Here is a 21,531-nt window from a genome sequence, read left to right as displayed (position 1 = left end):
ATGAGCGGCAAGAAATCCGCACTACCTGACGGTCGCATTCCCGATCGCCTGCCTGACGGCCGACCGGCCGTGGCCTGGAAGAGCCGCTGGACCGAAGGGGTTCTTCCCCTCTGGTTGGTGGCCACCGCCGGCGGTATCGCCGTGATCTTCGTGGTCGGCCTGTTCTTCTACGGCTCCTATGTGGGTGTGGGTTCGGCCTGATTCCCCCTGCTCGGCTTCAAGCTTCGCGGGCCCGAGGGCCCGCTTTTTTTGTTGTGCTTTTCCTTCCTGCGCCTTTCTTTGGGCGGCTCCAGCGGAACCGCTCAGGCCTGGTAGTAGCTGCGGTACCAGTGGGCGAAGCGGGCCACACCCTCTGTGATCGGGGTGTGGGGCGCAAAGCCCACCCAAGCCTCGAGGGCGGCGGTGTCGGCAGCGGTGGCCTCCACGTCTCCAGGCTGCATCGGCTCCAGGCTCTGGATCGCCGGGGTGCCGAGTGCCGCCTCCATCACCCCGATGAACTCGAGCAGAGGCGTGGGCTGGCTGTTGCCGATGTTGAACACCCGGTGGGGCACCGCCGCGGTGGCGGGATTGGGGCCCAGTGGGTCGAAGAGCGGATCGGCGGTGGCCGGTTTATCGAGGCAGCGCACCACCCCCTCAACGATGTCGTCGATGTAGGTGAAATCCCGCTGCATGCGGCCGTGGTTGAACACCCGGATCGGCTCGCCGGCCAGGATGGCGCGGGCGAACAGCATCGGGGCCATGTCCGGCCGGCCCCAGGGGCCATAGACGGTGAAAAAGCGCAGACCGGTGGCGGGCAGCCCATAGAGGTGGCTGTAGGTGTGCGCCATGAGCTCGTTGGCCTTCTTGGTGGCCGCGTACAGGCTCACCGGATGGTTGACCGCGTCCTGCTCGCCGAAGGGCATGCGGCGGTTGCCGCCATACACGGAGCTGCTGGAGGCATACACAAGGTGGCCGGCGCCGTGATGGCGGCACCCCTCCAGGATGTGGCCGAACCCCACCAGGTTGCTCTGGATGTAGGCGGCGGGGTTCTCCAGCGAGTAGCGCACCCCCGCCTGGGCGGCCAGATGCACCACCCGTGCGGGGCGCTCGGCCGCGAACAGCGCCGCCATGGCCTCCCCATTCTCCAGATCCAGGCGGTGAAACCGGAAGCCATCGCTGCGCTCAAGCCGGGCCAGCCGTGCCTGCTTGAGGGCCGGGTCGTAGTAGCTGTTGAGGTTGTCGAGGCCGATCACCCGTTCGCCACGGGCCAGCAGGCGCTCGCAGAGCGCCGCGCCAATGAACCCGGCAGCGCCAGTCACGAGGATGGGTCCAGCTGGAGGCAACACGGGTGACGCCATGGTTCAGGGGGTGGGTCCGGTGCGCTGGTGCCACGCCCAGGCGTGGGCGATGATCTCGCGCAGATCCGGGTAACGGGGCTCCCAGCCCAGCACCTGCCGGGCCTTCTGCGCGCTGGCCACCAGGGTCGGCGGATCGCCAGGCCGGCGCGGCGCCACCACGGCGGTGAGCGGGCGTTGCGTGACCTCCTGGGCCGCGGTGAGCACCTCCTGGACCGAAAAGGCCGTGCCCGTGCCGAGGTTGAAGATCAACGGCTCAACCGGCTGGTGCGCCCCGCCGGCCAGAAGATGCTCAAGGCCCAGCACATGGGCGTCGGCCAGATCACTGACGTGGATGTAATCCCGCAGGCAGGTGCCATCGGGGGTGGGGTAATCGGTGCCGAAGATCTTGATGCTCTCGCGCCGGCCGGAAATCGCATCGAGCACCAGCGGGATCAGGTGGGTTTCGGGGTCGTGGTCTTCGCCGAGGTCACCGTGCGGATCAGCGCCGGCCGCATTGAAATAGCGGAAGATCACGCTGGGCAGCCCATAGGCGGCCGCGAAATCTGCCAGCATCTGCTCCACCATCCACTTGCTGCGTCCATAGGAATTGATCGGCCGCTGGGGGGTGTCCTCCGTGATCGGCACCGTCTCCGGGCTGCCATACGTTGCGCAGGTGGAGGAGAACACGATCGGAATGGCCGGCCCTTGGCCGGTGCGCACCGGCTCCACGAGCGCTTCGAGCAAGGTGAGGGTGTCGCCGAGATTGTTGCGGTAATACTTGGCAGGATCCAGAACCGATTCGCCCACATAGGCATAGGCGGCGAAATGCAGCACAGCACGCACTGGCACACCGCCGCAGGCGGGATGGCGGCCGCTGAGCAAGGCCTCAATCAAGGCACGATCACCCACCTGGCCCTGCACCAGCGGCACTCGCAGCACCTCTTCCACGATGGAACGGTGCCCATACACGAGGTTGTCGAGCACCACAGGCCGGTGGCCCGCCTGCTGCAGGGCACGCACCGTATGGCTGCCGATGTAGCCAGCCCCTCCAGTCACAAGCAGGGTCATGAATCGAGCCCCAGGCTGCGGCGAAAGTAGGCGATCGTGGGGTCCAACCCCTCTTCCAAGGACACCTTGGGTTCCCAGCCCAGTTCGCGGCGGGCCAGGTCGATCACCGGCTGGCGCTGGAGCGGGTCATCCTGCGGCAGCGGCAGATAGACAAAGGGCAGCGATGGGTTGATGCGAGCGCGCACCAGATCAGCCAGCTGGCGGATGGTGAATTCACCTGGATTGCCGATATTGATCGGTCCATTATGGTTCGCGTTCATTAAGCGAATCAATCCTTCCACAAGATCATCGACATAGCAGAAGCTGCGGGTCTGGCTTCCGTCGCCGTACAGGGTAAGGGGTTGACCGCGCAAGGCCTGGACCACGAAGTTACTCACCACACGGCCATCATCAGAAAACATGCGCGGTCCGTAGGTGTTGAAGATGCGCGCCACGCGAATCTCCGTGCCATGCATTCGGTGGTAATCGAAGCAGAGCGCCTCGGCAATGCGCTTGCCTTCGTCGTAACAGGAGCGAATGCCGGTGGTGTTCACGCAACCGCGATAACTCTCGGGCTGTGGATGCACTTCCGGATCGCCATACACCTCGCTGGTGCTGGCCATCAGCAAGCGGGCTCCGACCCGGCGGGCCAGACCCAGCATGTTGTAGGTGCCGAGAAAACTCGTCTTGGCGGTCTTGATCGGGTTGGCCTGGTAGTACCGCGGCGAAGCGGGGCAAGCCAGGTGCCAGATCCGGTCAACCTCCAGCAGGATCGGCTCGGTCACGTCATGGCGAATCAGCTCGAAGCTGGGATGCCCGATCCAGCGGGCGACGTTGACCTTGGTGCCAGTGAAGTAGTTGTCGAGGCAGATCACCTCCTCGCCAGCTTCCATCAACCGGTCCACCAGGGTGGAACCGAGAAAGCCGGCGCCACCGGTCACCAGGTTGCGCCTTGAAGCCACAGGTGCCGTCACTCAGCCCTTGCCCACGGACCACACTTGCAGACCAGCCTGTCGTGCCGCTGCGGTGTCGGTGATGTCACGCACGTCGAACAGCCAGGCCGGCCGTCGCATTGCGGCGGCGATCGCCGGCCAGTCAAGCGTGCGGTAAGCGCCCCATTCAGTGAGCACGATCACCGCATCGGCGCCCGTCACGGCCTCCAGTGGGGTTTCCGCCCGCTGCCACTTGCCGTCATCGGCAAAGCCACGCTCGCAGGCATCGGGTGGGCGGCCCAGATCGGCGCTGATCTGGGTGGTGGCCACCTTGGGGTCGTGAATCACCAGGTGAGCCCCTTCCTCAAGCAGACCACGGCAGATCGCAATGGCCGGTGACTCGCGGGTGTCGTTGGTGTCGGCCTTGAAGGCGAAACCCAGCACCGCCAGGCGCTTACCGCTCACGGTGCCGAACAGCCGGCTCACCACAAGTCGGGCAATGCGCTGCTGCTGCCAGCTGTTGAAAACCACCACCTGCTCCCAGTAGCTGGCAGCGTCGTCGAGGCCGTAATGGCGGCAGAGGTAGACAAGGTTGAGAATGTCCTTCTGGAAGCAACTGCCGCCGAAGCCGGGGCCCGCGGCGAGAAACTTCATGCCGATGCGCGAGTCGCTGCCGATTGCCCGCGCCACTTCGGTGATGTCAGCGCCAGTGGCCTCGCACAGCGCACCCACGGCGTTGATCGAAGAGATGCGCTGGGCCAGGAAGGCGTTGGCGGTGAGCTTGGAGAGCTCGCTGCTCCACAGGTTGGTGTGCAGGATGCGCTCCGGGTCCACCCAATGGCCATAGATGGCCGACAGCGCGGCGATCGCTGCAGGGTCTTCGCCACCGATCAGCACCCGGTCGGGATGCTCAAGATCGCGAATGGCGGTGCCCTCTGCCAGGAATTCCGGATTGGAGAGCACCGAGAAGGTTTTCGCCTCCAGGCCGGACTCGCCGCCCGGACTGGCACCGCCGGCCAGGCTCTGGGATCCCATCAGGATCTGCTTGATCGTTTCGGCCGTGCGCACCGGCAGGGTGCTTTTCTCCACCACGATCGTGTGGCCCGTGGCCTGCGCCGCCACCTGGCGGGCCGAAGCTTCGATCCAGCGCAGGTCGGAGGCCTGCCCCGCTCCCAGACCGCGGGTCTTGGTGGGGGTGTTCACCGAGAGGAACACCATGTCGGCGCTGGCGATGGCGTCATCCACCTCGGTGGTGAAGTGCAGATTGCGACCGCGGCAGCGGCCCACCACCTCCGCCAGTCCCGGCTCATAGACCGGCAGGTTGGCGAGATCCGGGTCGTTCCAGGCGGCGATCCTGGCGGCGTTGAGGTCCACCAGGGTGACCTGGAGGTGCGGGCAGCGATCGGCAATCACCGCCATCGTCGGCCCGCCGACATACCCGGCACCGATGCAGCAGATGGAGCGAACCTCGGGCGGATGCACTACGTCCAACGGCTCACCCTGAATCCATTCATCCTGTTCCGGAAATTATCCCCGCTGGCCGGGCCTCTTGCCGTTGCGGAGTCAACTTGCTGATCCGGTCGCTCTGGTGTTCAGGTCGACGGGGTGATCCGGGCCGGCGGGCACTGGTGAACCGGCTGATCCAGTCAGCCGGCGGATCCGGCGAGCTGGGCAAGAACGGCCGACGGGCTGAGCCGCTGCTCGGCACCGCCGCCCAGCAGATTCTTCAGCAGCACCAGGCCCTGTTCCGCTTCGCTTTCGCCGATCACCACCGCCCAGGGGGCGCCGGAGCGGTCGGCGCGCTTGAGCTGCCGCGCGAAGGCGGCACCGGAGAGATCCAGCTCCGCCGCCTGGCCCCGGCGCCGCAGCTGCGTGGCGAGATCGAGCGCCATCGCTTCCGCCAGGGGCCCGCGGCTCACCACGTACACCGCCGGCACCGGCGCCGCGGCGCCGGTCGCACCGGCACGCTCCAGCAGCACGACCAGCCGCTCCATGCCGATCGCCCAGCCGATCGCCGCTGTGGCTGGCCCGCCCAGCTGCTCCACCAGCCCGTCGTAGCGGCCGCCGCCACAGACGGTGGCCTGGGCACCCAGCTGATCGCTGGTGATCTCGAACGCCGTGTGGGCGTAGTAGTCGAGCCCGCGCACCAGGCGGGGGTTGAGCTGGTAAGGAATCGCGAGGCGATCGAGCAGCTCGCGCACCTGCTCGAAGCGCTGGCGGCTCGCCGCGCTGAGGTGGTCGATCAGCAGCGGCGCGTCCGCCAGGACGGCCTGGGTGGCCGGGTTCTTGCTGTCGAGGATGCGCAGCGGGTTGGTGGCGATGCGCTCGCACGCCTCCGGGTCGAGCTGCTCGCGCCGCTGCTCCAGCCAGCCCACCAGCGCCTGCCGGTACGCCGCCCGGTCGCTGGCATCGCCCAGGGAGTTGAGCTCCAGCGCCAGGCCGCTGACGCCCAGGGCGGTGAGCAGATCCCAGGCGATCGCGATCGCTTCGGCATCGCTGCGGGGATCGGTAGCACCGAGAAACTCCAGGCCGATCTGGTGGAACTGGCGCTGACGCCCGGCCTGGGGCCGTTCGTAGCGGAACATCGGGCCGCCGTACCAGAGCCGCTGCGGGCCCTGGCTGAGCAGGCCGTGCTCCAGCACCGCCCGCACCACCGAGGCGGTGCCTTCCGGCCGCAGCGTGCAGCGGCGCTGACCCCGGTCTTCGAAGCTGTACATCTCCTTGCCCACCACATCGGTGGCCTCGCCGATGCCCCGGGCGAACAGCTCGGTGACCTCCAGCAGCGGCGTGCGGATCTCACTCAGCCCGGCACGGCGGAAGTGATCGCGGGCCACCGCCTCCACGTGCTGCCAGACCGGCAGCTGCGCCGGCAGCAGATCCACCATGCCGCGCAGGCTCTGCAGTTTCTCCACGCCCATGTCCAGGTCTGGGGACAGTTTGCGGGATCGCCGCTCAGCGCACCCCCAGCCACTTGTGGCTCTGCAGGCTGAGCCGCCAGTCGGGACTGGCGCGCACGAACTCCAAGGCCAGCGCCCGCCCCTGGCTGCTCTGCCAACCGGGTTGCAGCAGCAGCTGGGGCGGAGCCGTGTGCCGCTCCTGCCGGGCCGCCGCGGCCATGGCGGTGGCGAAGGCGAGGTCGTCGGGCTCGTGCACCACCACCTTGAGCTCGTCGCAGCAGCTGAGCAGCTCCTGCAGCGGCGGCCGGTGGCGTTTGGGCGAGAGGGTGATCCAGTCGAAATGGCCGCTGAGGTGATCGACACCGCTGGTTTCCAGGTGCAGGGGCAGCGGCGGATCCACGGCGCCGCGCAGCTGGGCGCACAGGGCCGTGAGGTCGTGGTGCAGCGGTTCTCCGCCGGTGATCACCACAAAGGCCGCTCCGGCCGCCGCCGCCGCGGTCATCTCCGCCGCCAGCGCCGCCAGGGGCTGCAGCGGATGGGCCTGCTGCGGCCAGGAGCCCTTGGTGTCACACCAGGGACAACCCACTGTGCAGCCCGCCAGCCGCAGGAAGAACGCACTGCGACCAGCGTGGCTTCCTTCCCCCTGGATCGAGTGGAAGGTTTCCACCACCGGCAGGGCAGCGGACGCCGGCGGAGTCATGGCCACGGGCAGGGCAAGGCTCAACGGGAAAGGCTCAGGAGAACAGACTCAAGGGGAAACGGGCAGACCGGCAACTGGGTCGGGCTGGGAACGCTCCAGGGCGGCAAGAGCCGCCTCGCTGGCCGCGGCCTCACTGGCGCTGCCGGCGGCATGGCGCAACTGGGCCGCTTCCACGAGGCCACGGAAGAGCGGATGGGGGCGGCCGGGCCGGGAGAGGAACTCGGGGTGGAACTGGCAGGCGGTGAAGAACGGGTGGCCTTCCAGCTCGATCAGCTCCACGAGGCGGCCATCAGGCGAGGTGCCGCTGATGCGGAAGTTGGAGTCGAGGAACAGATTGCGGTAGGCGTTGTTGAACTCGTAGCGGTGGCGGTGCCGCTCGTACACCACCGCTTCGCCATAGAGCCGTTCGGCCATGGTGCCGGGCTGCAGGCGGCAGGGATAGACGCCGAGGCGCATGGTGCCGCCCAGGTCGACCACGTCCTGCTGTTCGGGCAGCAGGTGGATGACGGGATGGGCTGCATCGGCATCGATCTCGGCGCTGGTCGCCCCTTCCAGGCCCGCCAGGTGGCGCGCCCACTCGATCACGGCGCACTGCATGCCCAGGCACAGCCCGAGGAACGGCACGCGCTGCTCTCGCGCCCAGCGGATCGCCGCCACCTTGCCATCGACGCCGCGGTTACCGAAGCCGCCGGGCACCACCACCGCATCCATGCCCTGCAGCAGCGCATCGGCCCCTTCGGTTTCGATCTGCTCGGCGCTCACCCAGTGCAGATCGAGGGAGGCGTCCTGCTCCAGGCAGGCGTGGCGCAGCGCCTCCACCACCGAGAGATAGGCATCGTTGAGCTGCACGTACTTGCCCACCAGGGCCACCTTCACCGGTGGGCCGGGGTTGCGCAGCTTGCGCACCAGTTCCTCCCAGCGGGCCATGTCGCTGCTGTGGTCGTCGAGGCCGAGCACATCGAGCACTTCGCGGCAGAGCCCCTCGCGCTCCATCGCCAGCGGCACCGCGTAGATGCTGTCGGCATCCAGGGCTTCGATCACCGCGTGGGTGGACACGCCGCAGAAGCCGCCGATCTTGGCCTTGAGCTCCTCGCTGATCGGCCGGTCGCTGCGGCACACCAGCAGATCGGGCTGGATGCCGATCGAGCGCAACTCCTTCACCGAGTGCTGGGTGGGCTTGGTCTTGAGTTCGCCGGAGGTGCCGATGTAGGGCAGCAGGGTGACGTGCACGTAGGCCAGGTCGTGGCGGCCCACATCGCCGCGGAACTCACGGATGGCCTCCAGGAAGGGCAGAGATTCGATGTCGCCCACGGTGCCGCCGATCTCTGTGATCACCACATCCACGCCGCTGTCGGCGGCCAGCCGGTGGATGCGTTCGCGGATCTCCCGGGTGATGTGCGGAATCACCTGGACGGTGCCGCCTTCATAGTCGCCGCGGCGCTCCTTGTTGATCACCGCCTGGTAGATGGAGCCGGTGGTCACGCTGTTGAGGCGTGACATGGCGGTGTCGGTGAAGCGCTCGTAGTGGCCCAGGTCAAGGTCGGTCTCAGCGCCGTCCTGGGTGACGAACACTTCGCCGTGCTGGTACGGGCTCATCGTGCCCGGATCCACGTTCAGGTAGGGGTCGAGCTTGAGGATCGAAACGCTGTAGCCACGGGATTTGAGCAGCCGCCCGAGGCTGGCCGCCACGATGCCCTTGCCGATGCTCGACACCACCCCGCCGGTCACGAACACGAACTTCGCCATGGGGGTGGAGCAGGCACTGGCGGACACATCAATCTATCGAGCGTCCTCCGCCCGCACTGAAGCCGCCGCCACCAGGCCCGCTGCGCGGGCAACACGGCCTGCGCCACCACCGCGAGACTCAGCCCTCCAGCAGGCTGCGCAGCATCCACGCGGTTTTCTCGTGGATCTGCAGGCGCTGGGTCAGCAGGTCGGCGGTGGGTTGGTCATTGGCCTCATCAGCCACGGTGAACACCGAGCGGATCGTGCGAGCCACCGCTTCGTGGCCCTCCACCAGCTCGCGCACCATGGCGAGGGCGGTGGGCACACCTTCGGTTTCGGGGATCGAGGAGAGGCCCGCATAGGTGGCGCCGCCGTAGGGGGCCGGGCAACCGAGGGCACGGATCCGCTCGGCGATCAGGTCGAGGGCCGTCCACAACTCCGTGTACTGGTCCATGAACATCAGGTGGAGCGTGTTGAACATCGGCCCGGTGACGTTCCAGTGGAAGCCGTGGGTCTTGGCGTAGAGCACGTAGGAATCGGCCAGCACGTTGCCGAGGCCAGCGGCGATCTGCAGCCGCTGGCTCTCAGGAATGCCGATGTCGATCGGAGGAGCGGTGACGGCCATGGGGGCGTTCGGGGGAGAGGTGGGAACCTCGTTCTAGCCGTGGGGATACGGCCTGCGGCAACAACGCCACAGCCCGTGGGAAACATTGGCGGCCGCTGCGGGCTCAGCCCTCCTCCGCCACCCAGGTGCTGGCCACATGCAGCTCGTCCAGCTGCTTCATGGACACGTCGGCCGGGGCCTGGGTGAGCAGGCAACGGGCCTGCTGCGTCTTGGGGAAGGCGATCGTGTCGCGGATCGACTCCTCACCCGCCAGCAGCATCACCATGCGATCGAGACCGAAGGCGATGCCGCCGTGGGGCGGGGCGCCCATGTCGAGCGCTTCGATCAGGAAGCCGAACTGCCGCTCGGCCTCTTCCAGCGGCAGGCCGATCGTCTGCAGCACCTGTTTCTGCAGGGCGGCGTCGTGGATGCGCAGCGAACCACCCCCCAGTTCCAGGCCGTTGAGCACCAGGTCGTAGGCCTGGGCGCGGGCGGTGGGCAGGGCCGTGGACCAGCCGGCCGGATCGGCGCCGAGATCGGTGGCATTGGGCGCGCAGAAGGGATGGTGCAGAGCCTCAAGCCGGTTCTCCTCAGCGTTGAACTCGAACATCGGGAAATCCACCACCCAGAGGAAGTTCCAGGCGCCGCCGGCGCCGCTGGCGGGCACCAGACCCAGCTCACGGGCCAGGAACTGGCGCACCCGGTCGAGCGCCTTGTTCACTGTGGCGGTGTCGCCGGCACCGAACAGCAGCAGGGTGCCGGGCTCGGCGCCGGTGCGGCGCAGCAGCTCGGCCTTGCCCTCGGCGCTCAGGTTGTCCTTGATGGCGCCGATGCTGTCGATCTCGCCCCCCTCCCGCACGCGGATGAAGGCCAGGCCCCCGGCGCCGGCGGTGGTGGCTTCAGAGAACACGTCGCCGCCGGGCTTGATGCGCACGTTGCTGATCGCGTCGTTGCCGCCGGGGATCGCGATGCATTTCACCGCTCCACCGGCGGCCACGGCGCCGGAGAACACCTTGAAGCCGCTGGTGGCCACGATGTCGCTCACGTTGGTGAGCTCCAGGCCATAGCGGGTGTCGGGCCGGTCGGTGCCGTAGCGGTCCATCGCCTCCTGCCAGGTGAGCCGGGGGAAGGGGCTGGGCAGCTCGATGCCCTTGACGGCACGCCAGATCGTGGCGATCAGCCGTTCGTTGAGCTGCAGGATCTGCTCCTGCTCCATGAAGCTCACCTCGATGTCGAGCTGGGTGAACTCCGGCTGGCGGTCGGCGCGCAGGTCTTCGTCGCGGAAGCAGCGGGCCACCTGGTAGTAGCGCTCGATGCCACCCACCATCAGCAGCTGCTTGAACAGCTGGGGCGACTGGGGCAGGGCGAACCACTCCCCGCCGCACACCCGGCTCGGCACCAGGTAGTCACGGGCACCCTCGGGGGTGGAGCGGGTGAGCACGGGCGTTTCCACCTCGATGAAGCCCTCGGCCTCGAGGAAGCGGCGGGCCGCCTGGATGGTCTGGGCGCGCAGGCGCAGGTTGCCGTTCATGCGCTCGCGGCGCAGATCCAGATAGCGGTGGCGCAGGCGCAGTTCCTCCCGCACCGGCGTGTCGTCGTGCACCGACACCGGGAAGGGCAGATTGCCCCGCACCTCGTTGAGCACCTCGATCGCGGCGGCCAGCACCTCGACGGCGCCGGTGGCGAGCCGCTCGTTGCGGGAGTCGGCGGGGCGATCGCGCACTGTGCCCGACACCTTCAGCACGGTTTCGTTGCGCAGCCGCTCGGCCACGGCGAACGCGGCGGGGGAAAGATCGGGATCCACCGTGATCTGCACGGTGCCGCTGCGGTCGCGCAGATCGATGAAGATCACACCGCCGTGATCACGCCGCCGGTCCACCCAGCCGCACAGCGACACGGCCTGGCCCGTGGCATCGCTGCGCAGGTCGCCGCATCCGTGGCTGCGCATGGGGGAAATCGAGGGGAAGGGCGAGTTTCCCACAGGGCCTCAGGCGCCAGGCCCCCAGCGGCTCGCGCGCCAGTGCCCGGGCGGCTCAGGGACGCCGGTAGAACGGACGTCGCACCACCACCGCCGGCTCCTGGCGGCCGCGGATCTCCACCGTCAGCGCCGTGCCGGGCCGGGCCGCGTCGGCGGGTACATAGGCAAGCGCGATCGCCTCGGCAAGCGTGGGCGACCAGGTGCCGCTGGTGACCTCGCCCACCACCTGGCCGTCGCGCAGCACCGGGTAGCCATGGCGGGCGATCGCCCGGCCCTGCAACTTCAGGCCCACCAAGCGGCGGCTCACCCCTGTGGCGGTCTGGCGTTCGAGCACATCGCGGCCGATGAACGCCGCCGGCATCTCCAGGTGCACCAGCCAGCCCAGCGAGGCCTCCAGGGGGGAGGTGGTGGCGTCCATGTCGTTGCCGTAGAGGTGCATGGCCGCCTCCAGGCGCAGGGTGTCACGGGCACCGAGCCCGCAGGGGGTCACCCCTTCGGCCAGCAGTTGCTGCCACAGGGCCTGGCCGGGGCCGGCCGCCAGCAGCAGCTCGAAGCCGTCTTCGCCGGTGTAGCCGGTGCGGCCCACGAACGCCATGGCGCCACGTGCTGCCCCCGCCGCACTGCCCGCCAACGGCAACGTGCGGTGACCAAAACGGGGCAGGCCGGTCAGATCGGCGCCGCTGAGGGCGGCCAGCCGGGCTTCGGCCTCCGGGCCCTGCAGGGCCAGCAGCACCCCCTCCCCCTTGCGGTCGGCCACGACGATCCCGTGTGGTTCCAGCTGGGAACGCAGCCAGGTGGTGTCTGCCTCGGCGCAGGCGGCGTTGATCACCAGCACCAGCACATCGGCGTCGCCCTCCGGCCCGGGCTGGCGCCCGCAGTCGTAGACGATCAGGTCGTCGCGGATGCCGCCGGCCGCATTGAGCAGCACCGTGTAGCAGGCCTCGCCAGGGCCGATGCGGTGCAGGTCGCTGGGCACCAGCGCCTGGAGGGCGTCCTTGACGCCGTCCCCCCGCAGGGTCAGCACCCCCATGTGGGAGATGTCGAAGACACCACAGTGCTGGCGCACGGCCTGGTGCTCCGCCACCAGCCCCGAGAACTGCACCGCCATCTCCCAGCCGGCGAAGGGCACCATGCGCCCACCGGCTCCGCGGCAGGCGTCGGCCAGGGGCGTGTGCCTGAGGGGAGCGGCGGGCACGGAGGGATCGGCCATGGGCTGTCGCCTCGCCAGGGAAAGAAGTGGCGCGATCCTATGGAGACGCGTCTGCAAATCCGAAGACTTCCCGCTGGTTCGGTTCTTTCTCTGTTAATGCGCTGCAGCAGTCATTACCTTGAGGAACCAAAAATCGGCCAGCAATGGGCCAGCGTTCCTCCTGCCGCAGCTGTCGGCACTGCAGCCCCCCCAGCGCTGAGGCCATGGGCTGGTGCCATCTGCGCCGCCTGGAGATCCATCAGGAGCTGGCCTCTGATCTCTGGTGCCACCACTGGACGGCACGCAGCCCGCGGCTGCCCGTGTCAGAAATTCTTCCCTACAGCCATCCACACCCCGGGGCGGCACCGACCATCCGCCAACTGGCCCTCACCGACCTGCTGCCCGCTTCGGTGTAGCCGAGCACATTCCGGCGGTTTCACGCTTGATTGCGTGTGAGTTGACGTTACGCTCTTGGGCTGTCACTGCTGCCAGCAACGGCCTGCGCCGCTGCTGAAAGGGTGGCTCTTTCCCCCGATTTCAGGAGGTAGATGATTGCTCACTCTTGCCAGCACGACCCCGGTTGACCTGATGGCCCGACAGGTGGACGGAGACATCCTCACGCTCCCCACCGGATCTTCGATTTTCAAACGCGGTGACACCGCCAGTGCCATCTACGCCGTCCGCAAAGGGATCGTTGAGTTGATCGATCCCAGCGGCGAGCGGCTCTGTTACCGCCCCGGCGAACTGTTCAGTTACCAGGACATCGTCTGGCGGGGGGGCTTCTTCCGCAACGAGGCCCTGGCACGCACCCCGGTGGAGCTGGTGCGACTCGGTCGCCTGCGCTTCCTCAACCTGCTCCACAACCACCCCACCCTGGCGGTGGTGTTGATCGGTCAGCAGCACGAGCGATTGCGCGAGCAACGCACCAGCGGCTCCTATTGCTACTGACCCGCACTGGGGCGTTCGCGCCCCAGCAGCAGCAGCAGGCTGCGGGTCACCTTGGCGGCCAGCACGGCGCTGCAGCCGCTGGGGTCAAGCATCGGCGCCAGTTCCACCACATCTGCCGCCACCAGATCGTGGTGGCGCAGCTCCTCCAGCAGGGCGGCGAAGTGGCCCCAGAGGAAGCCGCCCGGTTCCGGTGTGCCGGTGCCCGCCATCACGGCCGGATCGAACCAGTCAAGGTCGACGGTGAGATACAGCGGCCGGCCGCGCAGCGGCTGCAGCGCTGCGGCCAGATCCGCCTGCAACAGCTCCGGTGCCAGGCCGCAACCGCCGGCGCGGCCCACCAGGCGGCCGGTGCGGCGCAGCTCGCTGAACTCCTCGCGTGTGCCGCTGCGGATGGCGATCTGGCGCAGCACGCCACTGGGAAGCACCTCCAGACAGCGGCGCATGGCGCAGGCATGGCTGTGGCGTGTGCCCAGCCAGCTGTCACGCAGATCGGCGTGGGCATCGAGCTGCACCATCACCAGATCCGGATGGCGGCTGGCCACCGCCGCCACCGCGCCGCTGCTGATCGAATGCTCGCCGCCCAGCATCAGCGGGCGCAGTCCGTGCGCCAGCACCGCCTCGGTGGCCTGGCGCACGGCCGCCACCACCGGCTCGGGCGCTCCGAAGGGAATGTCCACGGCGCCGAGATCGGCGAAGGCCAGATCCTCCAGATCCAGGTCCAGCTGCGGGTCGTAGGTTTCCAGCCCGCTGCTCACCTCCCGGATCGCCGCCGGCCCGAAGCGGGTGCCGGGGCGGAAGGAGGTGGTGCCGTCGTAGGGCACGCCGAACAGGCCGACGCGGCAGCCAGCCGGATCCCGCCGGGCCGCCATGAAGATCGCCCCCTCGGTGGCGAAGAGCTCGGCAGCGGAAGGCTCGCTGCTGGAAGGATCGGCGGCGGACAGCTCGATGGGAGAGGCGTTGCTCATGCCTGCAGCTCCCGTTCGATCGCGGCGGGTACCGCCTCGAAGGCACCGGCCTGCCAGCGGGGGCTCCAGATCGAGCAGCCCTCGGCCACGGACGCGGCGCGCTCCGGCAGGGCCCGGCGGTAGCGGGGTCCGTCGGTGGCAGCGAAGGTCCAGCTCCACCAGCCGCTGGGGTACATGGGCACCCAGCCATAGAGAGGATCGGCATGGCCGAACACCTCCCGCAGCAGCCGCACCGTGGCCACGTGCACGGCGCGGAAGGCCTCGGGCGATTCGCTCTGGGTGGCGAACACGCCACCGGGCCGCAGCAGGCGGCGGCAGTGCTCGAAGAAGGCGCGGTTGAACAGACCCTCGGCAGGGCCGGCCGGGTCGGAGCCATCCACGATCACCACGTCGTAGCTGGCAGTGGCGGCGGCGGCCACCCAGGCGATGCCGTCGCCGATGGTGAGCCGGAAGCGGGGGTCGCTCCAGGCGCCGCCCCCCAACCCAGGCAGATGCTGCCGGCAGAGCTCCACCACCTCCCCGTCGATCTCGACCATGTCGAGCTGCACCACGCCCGGGTGGCGCAGGCATTCGCGGGCCGTGCCGCCATCGCCGCCACCGATCACCAGCACCCGCTCGATCCGCTCAGCGGCGCAGAGGGCAGGGTGCACAAGCGGTTCGTGGTAGTGCCGTTCCTGCCGCTCGGCCGTCATCCAGCAGCCGTCGAGCAGCAGGGCCTTGCCGTAGGTGCGGCTGTCGATCACGGTGATGCGCTGAAACGCACTGGAGCGCTCCACCAGCACCTCGGCCTCCAGGCCGTAGCGGACGCCCTGGTGGATCTCATCCACCCAGCCGGGGCCGGCAGCCGCGCTGGAACTGGGCGTGGGATCGAAGACGACGGGATCGGGCATCGCACAGCGGAGCATTGCTTCCCAGCTAAGCGTTCCGTGGCGGTGTCGCGGCGCACCTGCCCGCCCGGCGCCCCCTGCCGGGTTCTGGCAGCCTGGGGCCATGGCTTCTGATCTGACCGTGACAGCGTCGGTGCGGATTCCGGCCGCCGAACTGAGCTGGCGCTTCTCGCGCTCGGGCGGCCCGGGGGGGCAGAGCGTGAACACCACCGATTCGCGGGTGGAGCTGGTGTTCGCCCTGGCCTCGTCGAGCGCGCTGACGCCCGTGCTGCGCCAGCGGGCCCTGCGCCGGCTGGAGGGGCGCCTGGTGGATGGGGTGCTGGTGATTGCCGCTTCCGAACACCGCTCGCAGTGGCTGAACCGCCAGGCCGCCGAACGCCGGCTGGTGAGGCTGCTGGCGGAGGCGATCGCCCCACCGCCGCCGCCCCGTCGCCCCACCCGGCCGGGCCGCGGGGCCGTGGAGCGACGGCTCACGGCCAAGCGGCTGCGCAGCGCCATCAAGGGCCAGCGCCGTTCCCGCCAGGGGCTCAGCGACGACTGAGACGCCAGCGGCTTCAGCTGTCCTGGGCGGCGCGGATCTGCGCCTTGGCCTGCTGCCACAGCCCCTCCAGCCGTTCGATGCTCTGGCCACTGAGGTCCCCGCCCAGGGCCGCTTCCACGCGGGAGAAACGGTCGAGGAAGCGGCGGTTGGTGCCCGCCAGGCCCTCGTCGGGATCGAGCCCGCACCAGCGGGCCACATTCACCAGCGTGAAGATCACATCGCCCAGCTCCGACTCGGCATGGGCGCGATCGCCGCTGGCCACCGCCTCGCGCAACTCGGCCAGTTCCTCTTCCACCTTGGCCCACACGCCCGCCATGCTTTCCCACTCGAAGCCGGCGGCGGCGGCCTTGCGCGAGAGGGTCATGGCGCCGGCCAGCGCCGGCTGACCACGCAGCTTGCGGGCCAGGCGGGCACTGAGCGGCGCCGAGCCGGGCTGGCCGGTGAACGGCTCACCAGTGTTGGGCTCACTGCTGGCGGCAGCGACCTGCTCTTGTTGCCGGTGGTGCTCCTGTTCCTTCTCCTCGGCCTTGATCGCCTCCCAGCTGCGGCGCACGGCGGCACTGTCGCCGGCCAGGCCCCGGTTGGCCTCAGCCGCGGCGGCGAACACATGGGGATGGCGGCGCACCAGCTTGTGGCGCAGGTCGCGAGCGATCGCGGCCAGATCGAAGCGCCCGGCCTCGCTGGCGATCTGCGCATGCAGCAGCACCTGCAGCAGCAGGTCGCCCAGTTCCTCCTGCAGGTGGGCGTCGTCGCCGTGGCGGATGGCGTCGGCCACCTCGTGGGCCTCCTCCAGCACGTAGGGGATCAAGGAGCTGTGGGTCTGCTCCAGGTCCCAGGGGCAGCCCTGCACGGGATCGCGCAGGCGCTCCACCACGGCGATCAGAGCCGCGACTTCACGCGATGCGCTGGGATCGGATTCAGCTGGCATGGCGAGGCATGAGGGGGGCGCAGCGCCCTTGCCCCTCACCGTCTCACGGACCGGGCGCTGACGCCGCGCGGGCGCCGGCGCTGGCGACGCCAGCGGCGCGGCAGCCGCACATCGGGGTCGCCGTCCTGGAGCAGATGCAGCCAGCTGCTGGCTTCCAGCCCGGCCAGGCCCACCAGCACCAGCGGGCCGTGGACGTTCCATAACGTCTGCAGTCCAGCGGCGAGTGTGCGCGGGGAGGGGGCGCCGAAGGGCTGCAGCAGCAGGCTGAGCACCAGCAGCCACACCGCCAGGTAGGCCAGGCGCAGGGCGGTGCCCAGCAGCGGACCGTGGGAGGCGATCGAGCGGTGCCGCAGGCAGCGGCGATAGGGATACCAGAGCACCGCCAGCGGCCCCCAGCGGCGCAGCGGCCGCGAGACGGTGTCGAGGTCGGGGGAGAGCCACAAGCCCCCCACCAGGAAGCCGCTGCAGCCGCTCACCACCCCGGCCAGACCCAGCCACGGCCACCACAGCAGCCCGAAGGGCACGCATAGCCAGCAGATGGCGCGGTCGTGGCTGCGGCCACTGGCCATCGAGGTGCGGGCGCCGGATGGTTGCCAGCATGGGGGGTGACACGGCCAGAATGCGCACCTGGGGCGATTAGCTCAGCGGTAGAGCGCCTGCCTTACAAGCAGGATGTCGCTGGTTCGAAACCGGCATCGCCCATCCCAGAAAAGCCAATCCCAGAGAGGAAAGAGCCAGCGAAGACGTGGCCGGTCGTGGGCGCCCCCTGGCAGGTCGGTGGCAACCCGGCGAGCTGTCAACCTGGCCACACTGCCGGGCGCTGTCAATGGTGCCTGAGGCCTGCCTGCTGATCGATGCCGAAAGAGCTGCCAGCTGGACCTGGCCGCTTCGAAGGCCACTCCCGAGGGTGAAATCCTTGGCCATCTGCAGCCCGAGCGCCTGCAGCGACTGATCGAGCAGCTGCACGAACGGCTGGCAGGGGAGCAGATGCAGCGCAGGACCTAGTGACCCGGTCTCGCCCAGCTGGAGACCACCGCGATCGTGCGCCGCTGGCCGAACAATGAGGCCTTTCTGAGCGCCTGCCTGCGGTGTTGGCCGCACATCCGCTCTGCATCATCCCAATCGCATCGGGATCACGTTGTCTCGCCATTTCCTCGCTTAACGGAAGATGGCTTAGATCTAACAGCTTGGTGAGGTTTTGCTGCATGTATGGTGAGGATGTTTTGGCAGTGCCCATCCAGATGCAGACCCGTTCGTTGGTGCAGTCAGCCGTCGCCACCAAATCCCTGATCGTGGCGGATGGTCTATGCCCCCGAATCGGCGAGCTGCTTCCGAGCGCCCTGCACGATCTGGTGGCGCTGGGACATTGCCACAACCCGCTACGAACCATCAGCGAAGAGCTTCGCCATCGCCGGCTTAAGTCTCAGCCGGTGGGCACCCTGCACGTGGTGGGCCACGGCCGGCCCGGCGCCATCCAGATCGGCGGCCATTGGATTGATGCGGCCAGCCTGATGGCCAATGCTGATCTGTTGAACCAGTGGCAGATAGGCACCATCGCCTTGTGGAGCTGCGAGGTGGGCGCTGACCGTGGCTTCGTGGCGCTGCTGCAGGAACTCACAGGAGCCAAGGTCGCAGCAACCTCGCGGCGAATTGCAGGCATGAACCTTGAGTCCTGGTCGGTCAGCGCAGCGAACGACGGGACAGACTCGCTGCCACCCATCTTCAATCCAAGTCAGTTAGGGACGTGGCCATGGAGCCTCGGCGGGTTCATCGACGTAGCAGGGCAGCCTCTTGACTTCAGCGTCAACGATCCAAGCGCCACCGGTGATCACCGCATCGCAGGATCCGCCAACACAGCCGGCGAAACATGGTTGTACAGAAATGTAATCACGATCGAAGGGCAGGTCGTCGACGCAATCGTCACCTTCAACTCGATTACATCGGGCACCATGACTGCGTTCGACAGCAAATCGAACCCATACAGCACATCCGTCCTCGGCGGAACGCCAGCCAGATTCCTTCAGCCAAACTTCAACTGGAACTCCAGCGGGGGTTCAGCTTCGTTCAGGGTCAGATTCATTCAAGGCGGTAGCTACAGCGACGGCACAAATCCGAAGGGCACAGCCGTCACCCTTAGGAATGTCATTGTCAATTCATATGGCCTTGGCAGCTCAAGCAACAGCCCAACTGGCAGCGGCGGCAATCGCTTCATTTCATTTGCCGATGTCGACGGCCTCGAGCTCAGCAGCTCAACGGAATTGGTCGTTTCAGTGAATGGCGCGACCACAAGCTTTGCCCCAAACCCAGCCAACATCCCTGGGATTATCACTGCGCTCCCAGGAACAACGGCTGGCGACAACTATCGTGTACGTGTCAATTTTGATGAGGTGTCGGAATTAACCTACACCGTAGGTGCCGGCAATGGTTCAGGTACTGCGTTCTACGCGCTCGATTTCAGCCAAGGCCCAAGGTTCACCAACGTGGTGAGCAAAGATCTCGTGCTCACGGGAGGCCCTCTCACAACCAATGAATCCGGCACATCGGCAACGTTGAGTCTGCAGCTGTCAGCTCAACCATCTGCAACCGTCACCGTCACGCTCACAGGCCTAGACGCCACCGAAGGCAGCCTGAGCACCACTACCCTGAAATTTACAACTGCCAACTGGAACTCACCCCAGGTTGTAACCGTCACTGGCGTCGACGACATCATCCATGACGGCAACATCACCTATACGATCACAGCAAAGAGCAGCTCGTCCGACCTTGCCTTCAATGGCCGCAAGGCTCTCATTGACATCACCAACACGGACGATGACAACGTCGTCACCGTCACCAGCCCCACCGTCAACGAGGCCTCTCCCTTCATCGTCTTCACCGTTGATGGCGCATTCGGGCAAGACGTTTCCCTCTCCCTTGCCAACGGCGGCTCCGCGGCCTCCGGCGCTGACAGCAATGTCACCAGCACACTGGAAGTCTCCGCTGATAACGGCAACACCTGGGCTGCCTACTCCACTGGCTCTGTCGCTCTCAATGGCAACGAAGGCACTCTCCTAGTCCGCGTTCCCATCCTCAACGTCGCCACCTTTAAGGGATCTACAACCTTCACGCTGTCCGCCACTCCCACTGGCGGCAGTGCCACCTCAGGCACCGCCACCATTGTCGGCGATGGCACCGGTACCATCTTTAATCCAGACGGTACAGCCATAAACAACGCAGCCAAAGGTGTTGATCGCGCCGTTTCTGTTAACTCTATCTCGGTCGACGAAGACGCACCCTTTGCCGCCTTCTCCGTCTCTGCGACTGAGAGTCAGTCTGTTTCCCTCGCCGCCTCGTTCATCGACGTTGCAGGGCAACCTCTTGACTTCAGCGTCAACGATACAAGCGCCACCGGCGATCGCCGCATCGCAGGATCCGCCAACACAGCCGGCGAAACATGGTTGTACAGGAATGTAATCACGATCGACGGACAGGTCGTCGACGCAATCGTCAGATTCAACTCGATTACATCGGGCACGATGACTGCGTTCGACAGCACCTCGAACCCCTACAGCACATCTGCTCTCGGCGGAACCCCAGCCAGATTCCTTCAGCCAAACTTCAACTGGAACTCCGGCGGGGGTTCAGCCTCGTTCACGGTGGGATTCATTGAAGGCGGGAGTTATAGCGCCGGCACAAATCCAAATGGCACAGCCGTCACTCTTAGAAATGTCTTTACTAATTCATATGACCTTGACAGCACAAGCGGCAGCTCCAGCGGTAACGGCGGCAATCAGTTCACTTCGTTTACCGATGTCGGCGGCATCGAGCTCAGCAGCTCGACGGCATTAGCCGTTTCAGTGAATGGCGCGACCACAAGCTTTGCCCCAAACCCAAGCAGCAGCCCTGGCAATATCACCGATCTCCCAGGAACAACAACTGGCGACAACTATCGCGTGCGTGTCAGTTTTGATGAGGTGTCGCAACTCACCTATACCGTAGGCGCCGGCAATGGGTCAGGCACTGCGTTCTACGCGCTCGATTTCAGTCGAGGTCCAACGTTCACCAACGTGGTGAGCAAAGACCTCGTGCTCACGGGAGGTCCGCTCACAACCAATGAATCCGGCACATCAGCAACGTTTAGTCTGCAGCTCTCAGCTCAACCATCTGCAACCGTCACCGTCACGCTCACAGGCCTGGACGCCACCGAAGGCAGCCTGAGCACCACGTCACTGACCTTTACAACAGCCAATTGGAACTCACCCCAGATTGTAACCGTCACAGGCGTCAACGACGTCATCCTTGACGGCAATATCACATATACGATCACAGCTACAAGTAGCTCGTCCGATGTTGCCTTTAATGGCCGCAAGGCCGTTATTGACATCACCAACATAGACAATGACGGCGCCATCTCTGTTGACAACATCTCCGTCAACGAAAACTCGCCCTTCGCGGTCTTCACCGTCTCTGGCACTGGCGAGCAGCCCGTTACTCTTGCTCTGCAGAATGATGCCAACGGTGCCACCAATGACGCCGCTCTTGGCACCGACACCGATACCCAGATCCAATACTTCAACGGCTCCGAATGGGTCGACTACACCTCCGGCACCGTTAACCTGATCGACGGCTCCCTTCTCGTTCGTGTTGCCATCAACGATGACGACACCTTTGAGGGTCCGGAAACCTTCCAGCTCGCCGTCACACCAACCGGTGGCTCACTCTCCACTGGCACTGCCACCATCCTTGATGACGGCACCGGCAATATCTACCCGGATAACAACACCGGTAACATCGATCCAAACGCTCTCAAAGACGACGATCGCGCCATCTCTGTTGACAACATCTCCGTCAACGAAAACTCGCCCTTCGCGGTCTTCACCGTCTCTGGCACTGGC

General features: G+C 66.9%; 19 protein-coding genes and 1 tRNA gene. 6 read left to right on the top strand and 14 right to left on the bottom strand.

Annotated features, from left to right (window positions below; all coding sequences use genetic code 11):
• On the top strand, nt 1–201 hold the full coding sequence (locus CJZ80_RS13780; RefSeq protein WP_094514462.1) for a photosystem II reaction center protein J: 201 nt from the start codon (nt 1–3) through the stop codon (nt 199–201).
• A 101-nt stretch (nt 202–302) separates the two neighbouring features.
• Here the strand turns inward: CJZ80_RS13780 and CJZ80_RS13775 are convergent, their stop codons facing one another.
• From CJZ80_RS13775 to gcvT, 10 genes are all read right to left on the bottom strand, one after another.
• Nucleotides 303–1,337: an NAD-dependent epimerase gene (locus CJZ80_RS13775; RefSeq protein WP_094514460.1), complete on the bottom strand. Its 1,035-nt coding sequence runs from the start codon at nt 1,335–1,337 to the stop codon at nt 303–305.
• A 3-nt stretch (nt 1,338–1,340) separates the two neighbouring features.
• The gene (gene galE, locus CJZ80_RS13770; protein WP_094514458.1) at nt 1,341–2,384 is read right to left on the bottom strand and encodes a UDP-glucose 4-epimerase GalE; all 1,044 of its coding nucleotides are present in this window, start codon (nt 2,382–2,384) and stop codon (nt 1,341–1,343) included.
• Complete coding sequence (locus tag CJZ80_RS13765) at nt 2,381–3,337, bottom strand: UDP-glucuronic acid decarboxylase family protein (RefSeq protein WP_255100317.1); 957 nt, start codon at nt 3,335–3,337, stop codon at nt 2,381–2,383. Before CJZ80_RS13765 ends, galE begins: the two co-directional genes overlap by 4 nt.
• Nucleotides 3,338–4,714: a nucleotide sugar dehydrogenase gene (locus CJZ80_RS13760; protein WP_233133119.1), complete on the bottom strand. Its 1,377-nt coding sequence runs from the start codon at nt 4,712–4,714 to the stop codon at nt 3,338–3,340.
• Between the two features lie 227 nt (nt 4,715–4,941).
• Complete coding sequence (gene hisS, locus CJZ80_RS13755) at nt 4,942–6,207, bottom strand: histidine--tRNA ligase (RefSeq protein WP_094514602.1); 1,266 nt, start codon at nt 6,205–6,207, stop codon at nt 4,942–4,944.
• Nucleotides 6,208–6,247: 40 nt separating this feature from the next.
• Nucleotides 6,248–6,892, bottom strand: coding sequence for a 7-carboxy-7-deazaguanine synthase QueE (locus CJZ80_RS13750; protein ID WP_198948325.1), 645 nt, complete (start codon nt 6,890–6,892; stop codon nt 6,248–6,250).
• 48 nt (nt 6,893–6,940) lie between these two features.
• A complete protein-coding gene (locus tag CJZ80_RS13745) occupies nt 6,941–8,638 on the bottom strand; it encodes a CTP synthase (protein WP_094514454.1) in 1,698 nt (565 codons plus the stop codon).
• A gap of 118 nt (nt 8,639–8,756) precedes the next feature.
• Nucleotides 8,757–9,242 (bottom strand): Dps family protein, encoded by a 486-nt coding sequence (locus tag CJZ80_RS13740; RefSeq protein WP_094514450.1) that lies wholly within the window; start codon nt 9,240–9,242, stop codon nt 8,757–8,759.
• Nucleotides 9,243–9,345: 103 nt separating this feature from the next.
• Nucleotides 9,346–11,169, bottom strand: coding sequence for an aspartate--tRNA ligase (aspS, locus tag CJZ80_RS13735; protein WP_094514447.1), 1,824 nt, complete (start codon nt 11,167–11,169; stop codon nt 9,346–9,348).
• Nucleotides 11,170–11,254: 85 nt separating this feature from the next.
• The gene (gene gcvT, locus CJZ80_RS13730) at nt 11,255–12,409 is read right to left on the bottom strand and encodes a glycine cleavage system aminomethyltransferase GcvT (RefSeq protein WP_094514445.1); all 1,155 of its coding nucleotides are present in this window, start codon (nt 12,407–12,409) and stop codon (nt 11,255–11,257) included.
• A 203-nt stretch (nt 12,410–12,612) separates the two neighbouring features.
• On the opposite strand from gcvT, the gene CJZ80_RS13725 reads away from it, so the two are divergent.
• Both CJZ80_RS13725 and CJZ80_RS13720 read left to right on the top strand, forming a co-directional pair.
• The gene (locus CJZ80_RS13725) at nt 12,613–12,804 is read left to right on the top strand and encodes a hypothetical protein (protein WP_233133118.1); all 192 of its coding nucleotides are present in this window, start codon (nt 12,613–12,615) and stop codon (nt 12,802–12,804) included.
• A 172-nt stretch (nt 12,805–12,976) separates the two neighbouring features.
• On the top strand, nt 12,977–13,336 hold the full coding sequence (locus tag CJZ80_RS13720) for a Crp/Fnr family transcriptional regulator (RefSeq protein WP_094514594.1): 360 nt from the start codon (nt 12,977–12,979) through the stop codon (nt 13,334–13,336).
• Here the strand turns inward: CJZ80_RS13720 and speB are convergent.
• Together speB and speE are read right to left on the bottom strand one after the other, a co-directional pair.
• Nucleotides 13,330–14,205 carry an agmatinase gene (speB, locus tag CJZ80_RS13715; protein WP_233133127.1) on the bottom strand — a complete coding sequence of 292 codons (876 nt, stop codon included), beginning with the start codon at nt 14,203–14,205 and terminating at the stop codon, nt 13,330–13,332. The two genes, CJZ80_RS13720 and speB, sit on opposite strands and share 7 nt — an antisense overlap.
• A gap of 92 nt (nt 14,206–14,297) precedes the next feature.
• Nucleotides 14,298–15,191 (bottom strand): polyamine aminopropyltransferase, encoded by an 894-nt coding sequence (speE, locus tag CJZ80_RS13710; protein WP_094514591.1) that lies wholly within the window; start codon nt 15,189–15,191, stop codon nt 14,298–14,300.
• 100 nt (nt 15,192–15,291) lie between these two features.
• On the opposite strand from speE, the gene arfB reads away from it, so the two are divergent.
• Nucleotides 15,292–15,729 carry an alternative ribosome rescue aminoacyl-tRNA hydrolase ArfB gene (arfB, locus tag CJZ80_RS13705; protein ID WP_094514438.1) on the top strand — a complete coding sequence of 146 codons (438 nt, stop codon included), beginning with the start codon at nt 15,292–15,294 and terminating at the stop codon, nt 15,727–15,729.
• A gap of 13 nt (nt 15,730–15,742) precedes the next feature.
• Here the strand turns inward: arfB and mazG are convergent, their stop codons facing one another.
• Complete coding sequence (gene mazG, locus CJZ80_RS13700) at nt 15,743–16,657, bottom strand: nucleoside triphosphate pyrophosphohydrolase (protein ID WP_094514436.1); 915 nt, start codon at nt 16,655–16,657, stop codon at nt 15,743–15,745.
• A gap of 35 nt (nt 16,658–16,692) precedes the next feature.
• Nucleotides 16,693–17,226, bottom strand: coding sequence for a metal-binding protein (locus tag CJZ80_RS13695; RefSeq protein WP_094514434.1), 534 nt, complete (start codon nt 17,224–17,226; stop codon nt 16,693–16,695).
• A gap of 61 nt (nt 17,227–17,287) precedes the next feature.
• Here CJZ80_RS13695 and CJZ80_RS13690 point away from each other — a divergent pair.
• Nucleotides 17,288–17,359 (top strand) — tRNA-Val (locus CJZ80_RS13690).
• A gap of 503 nt (nt 17,360–17,862) precedes the next feature.
• A partial coding sequence (locus CJZ80_RS13685; protein ID WP_144037042.1) for a DUF4347 domain-containing protein occupies nt 17,863–21,531 on the top strand: 3,669 nt, incomplete at its 3' end.

It is taken from the genome of Synechococcus sp. MW101C3 (assembly GCF_002252635.1).
Lineage (GTDB): Bacteria > Cyanobacteriota > Cyanobacteriia > PCC-6307 > Cyanobiaceae > MW101C3.
The sequence above is the reverse complement of the archived record's forward strand: the minus strand, read 5'-3'. Positions and strand labels throughout refer to the sequence as shown.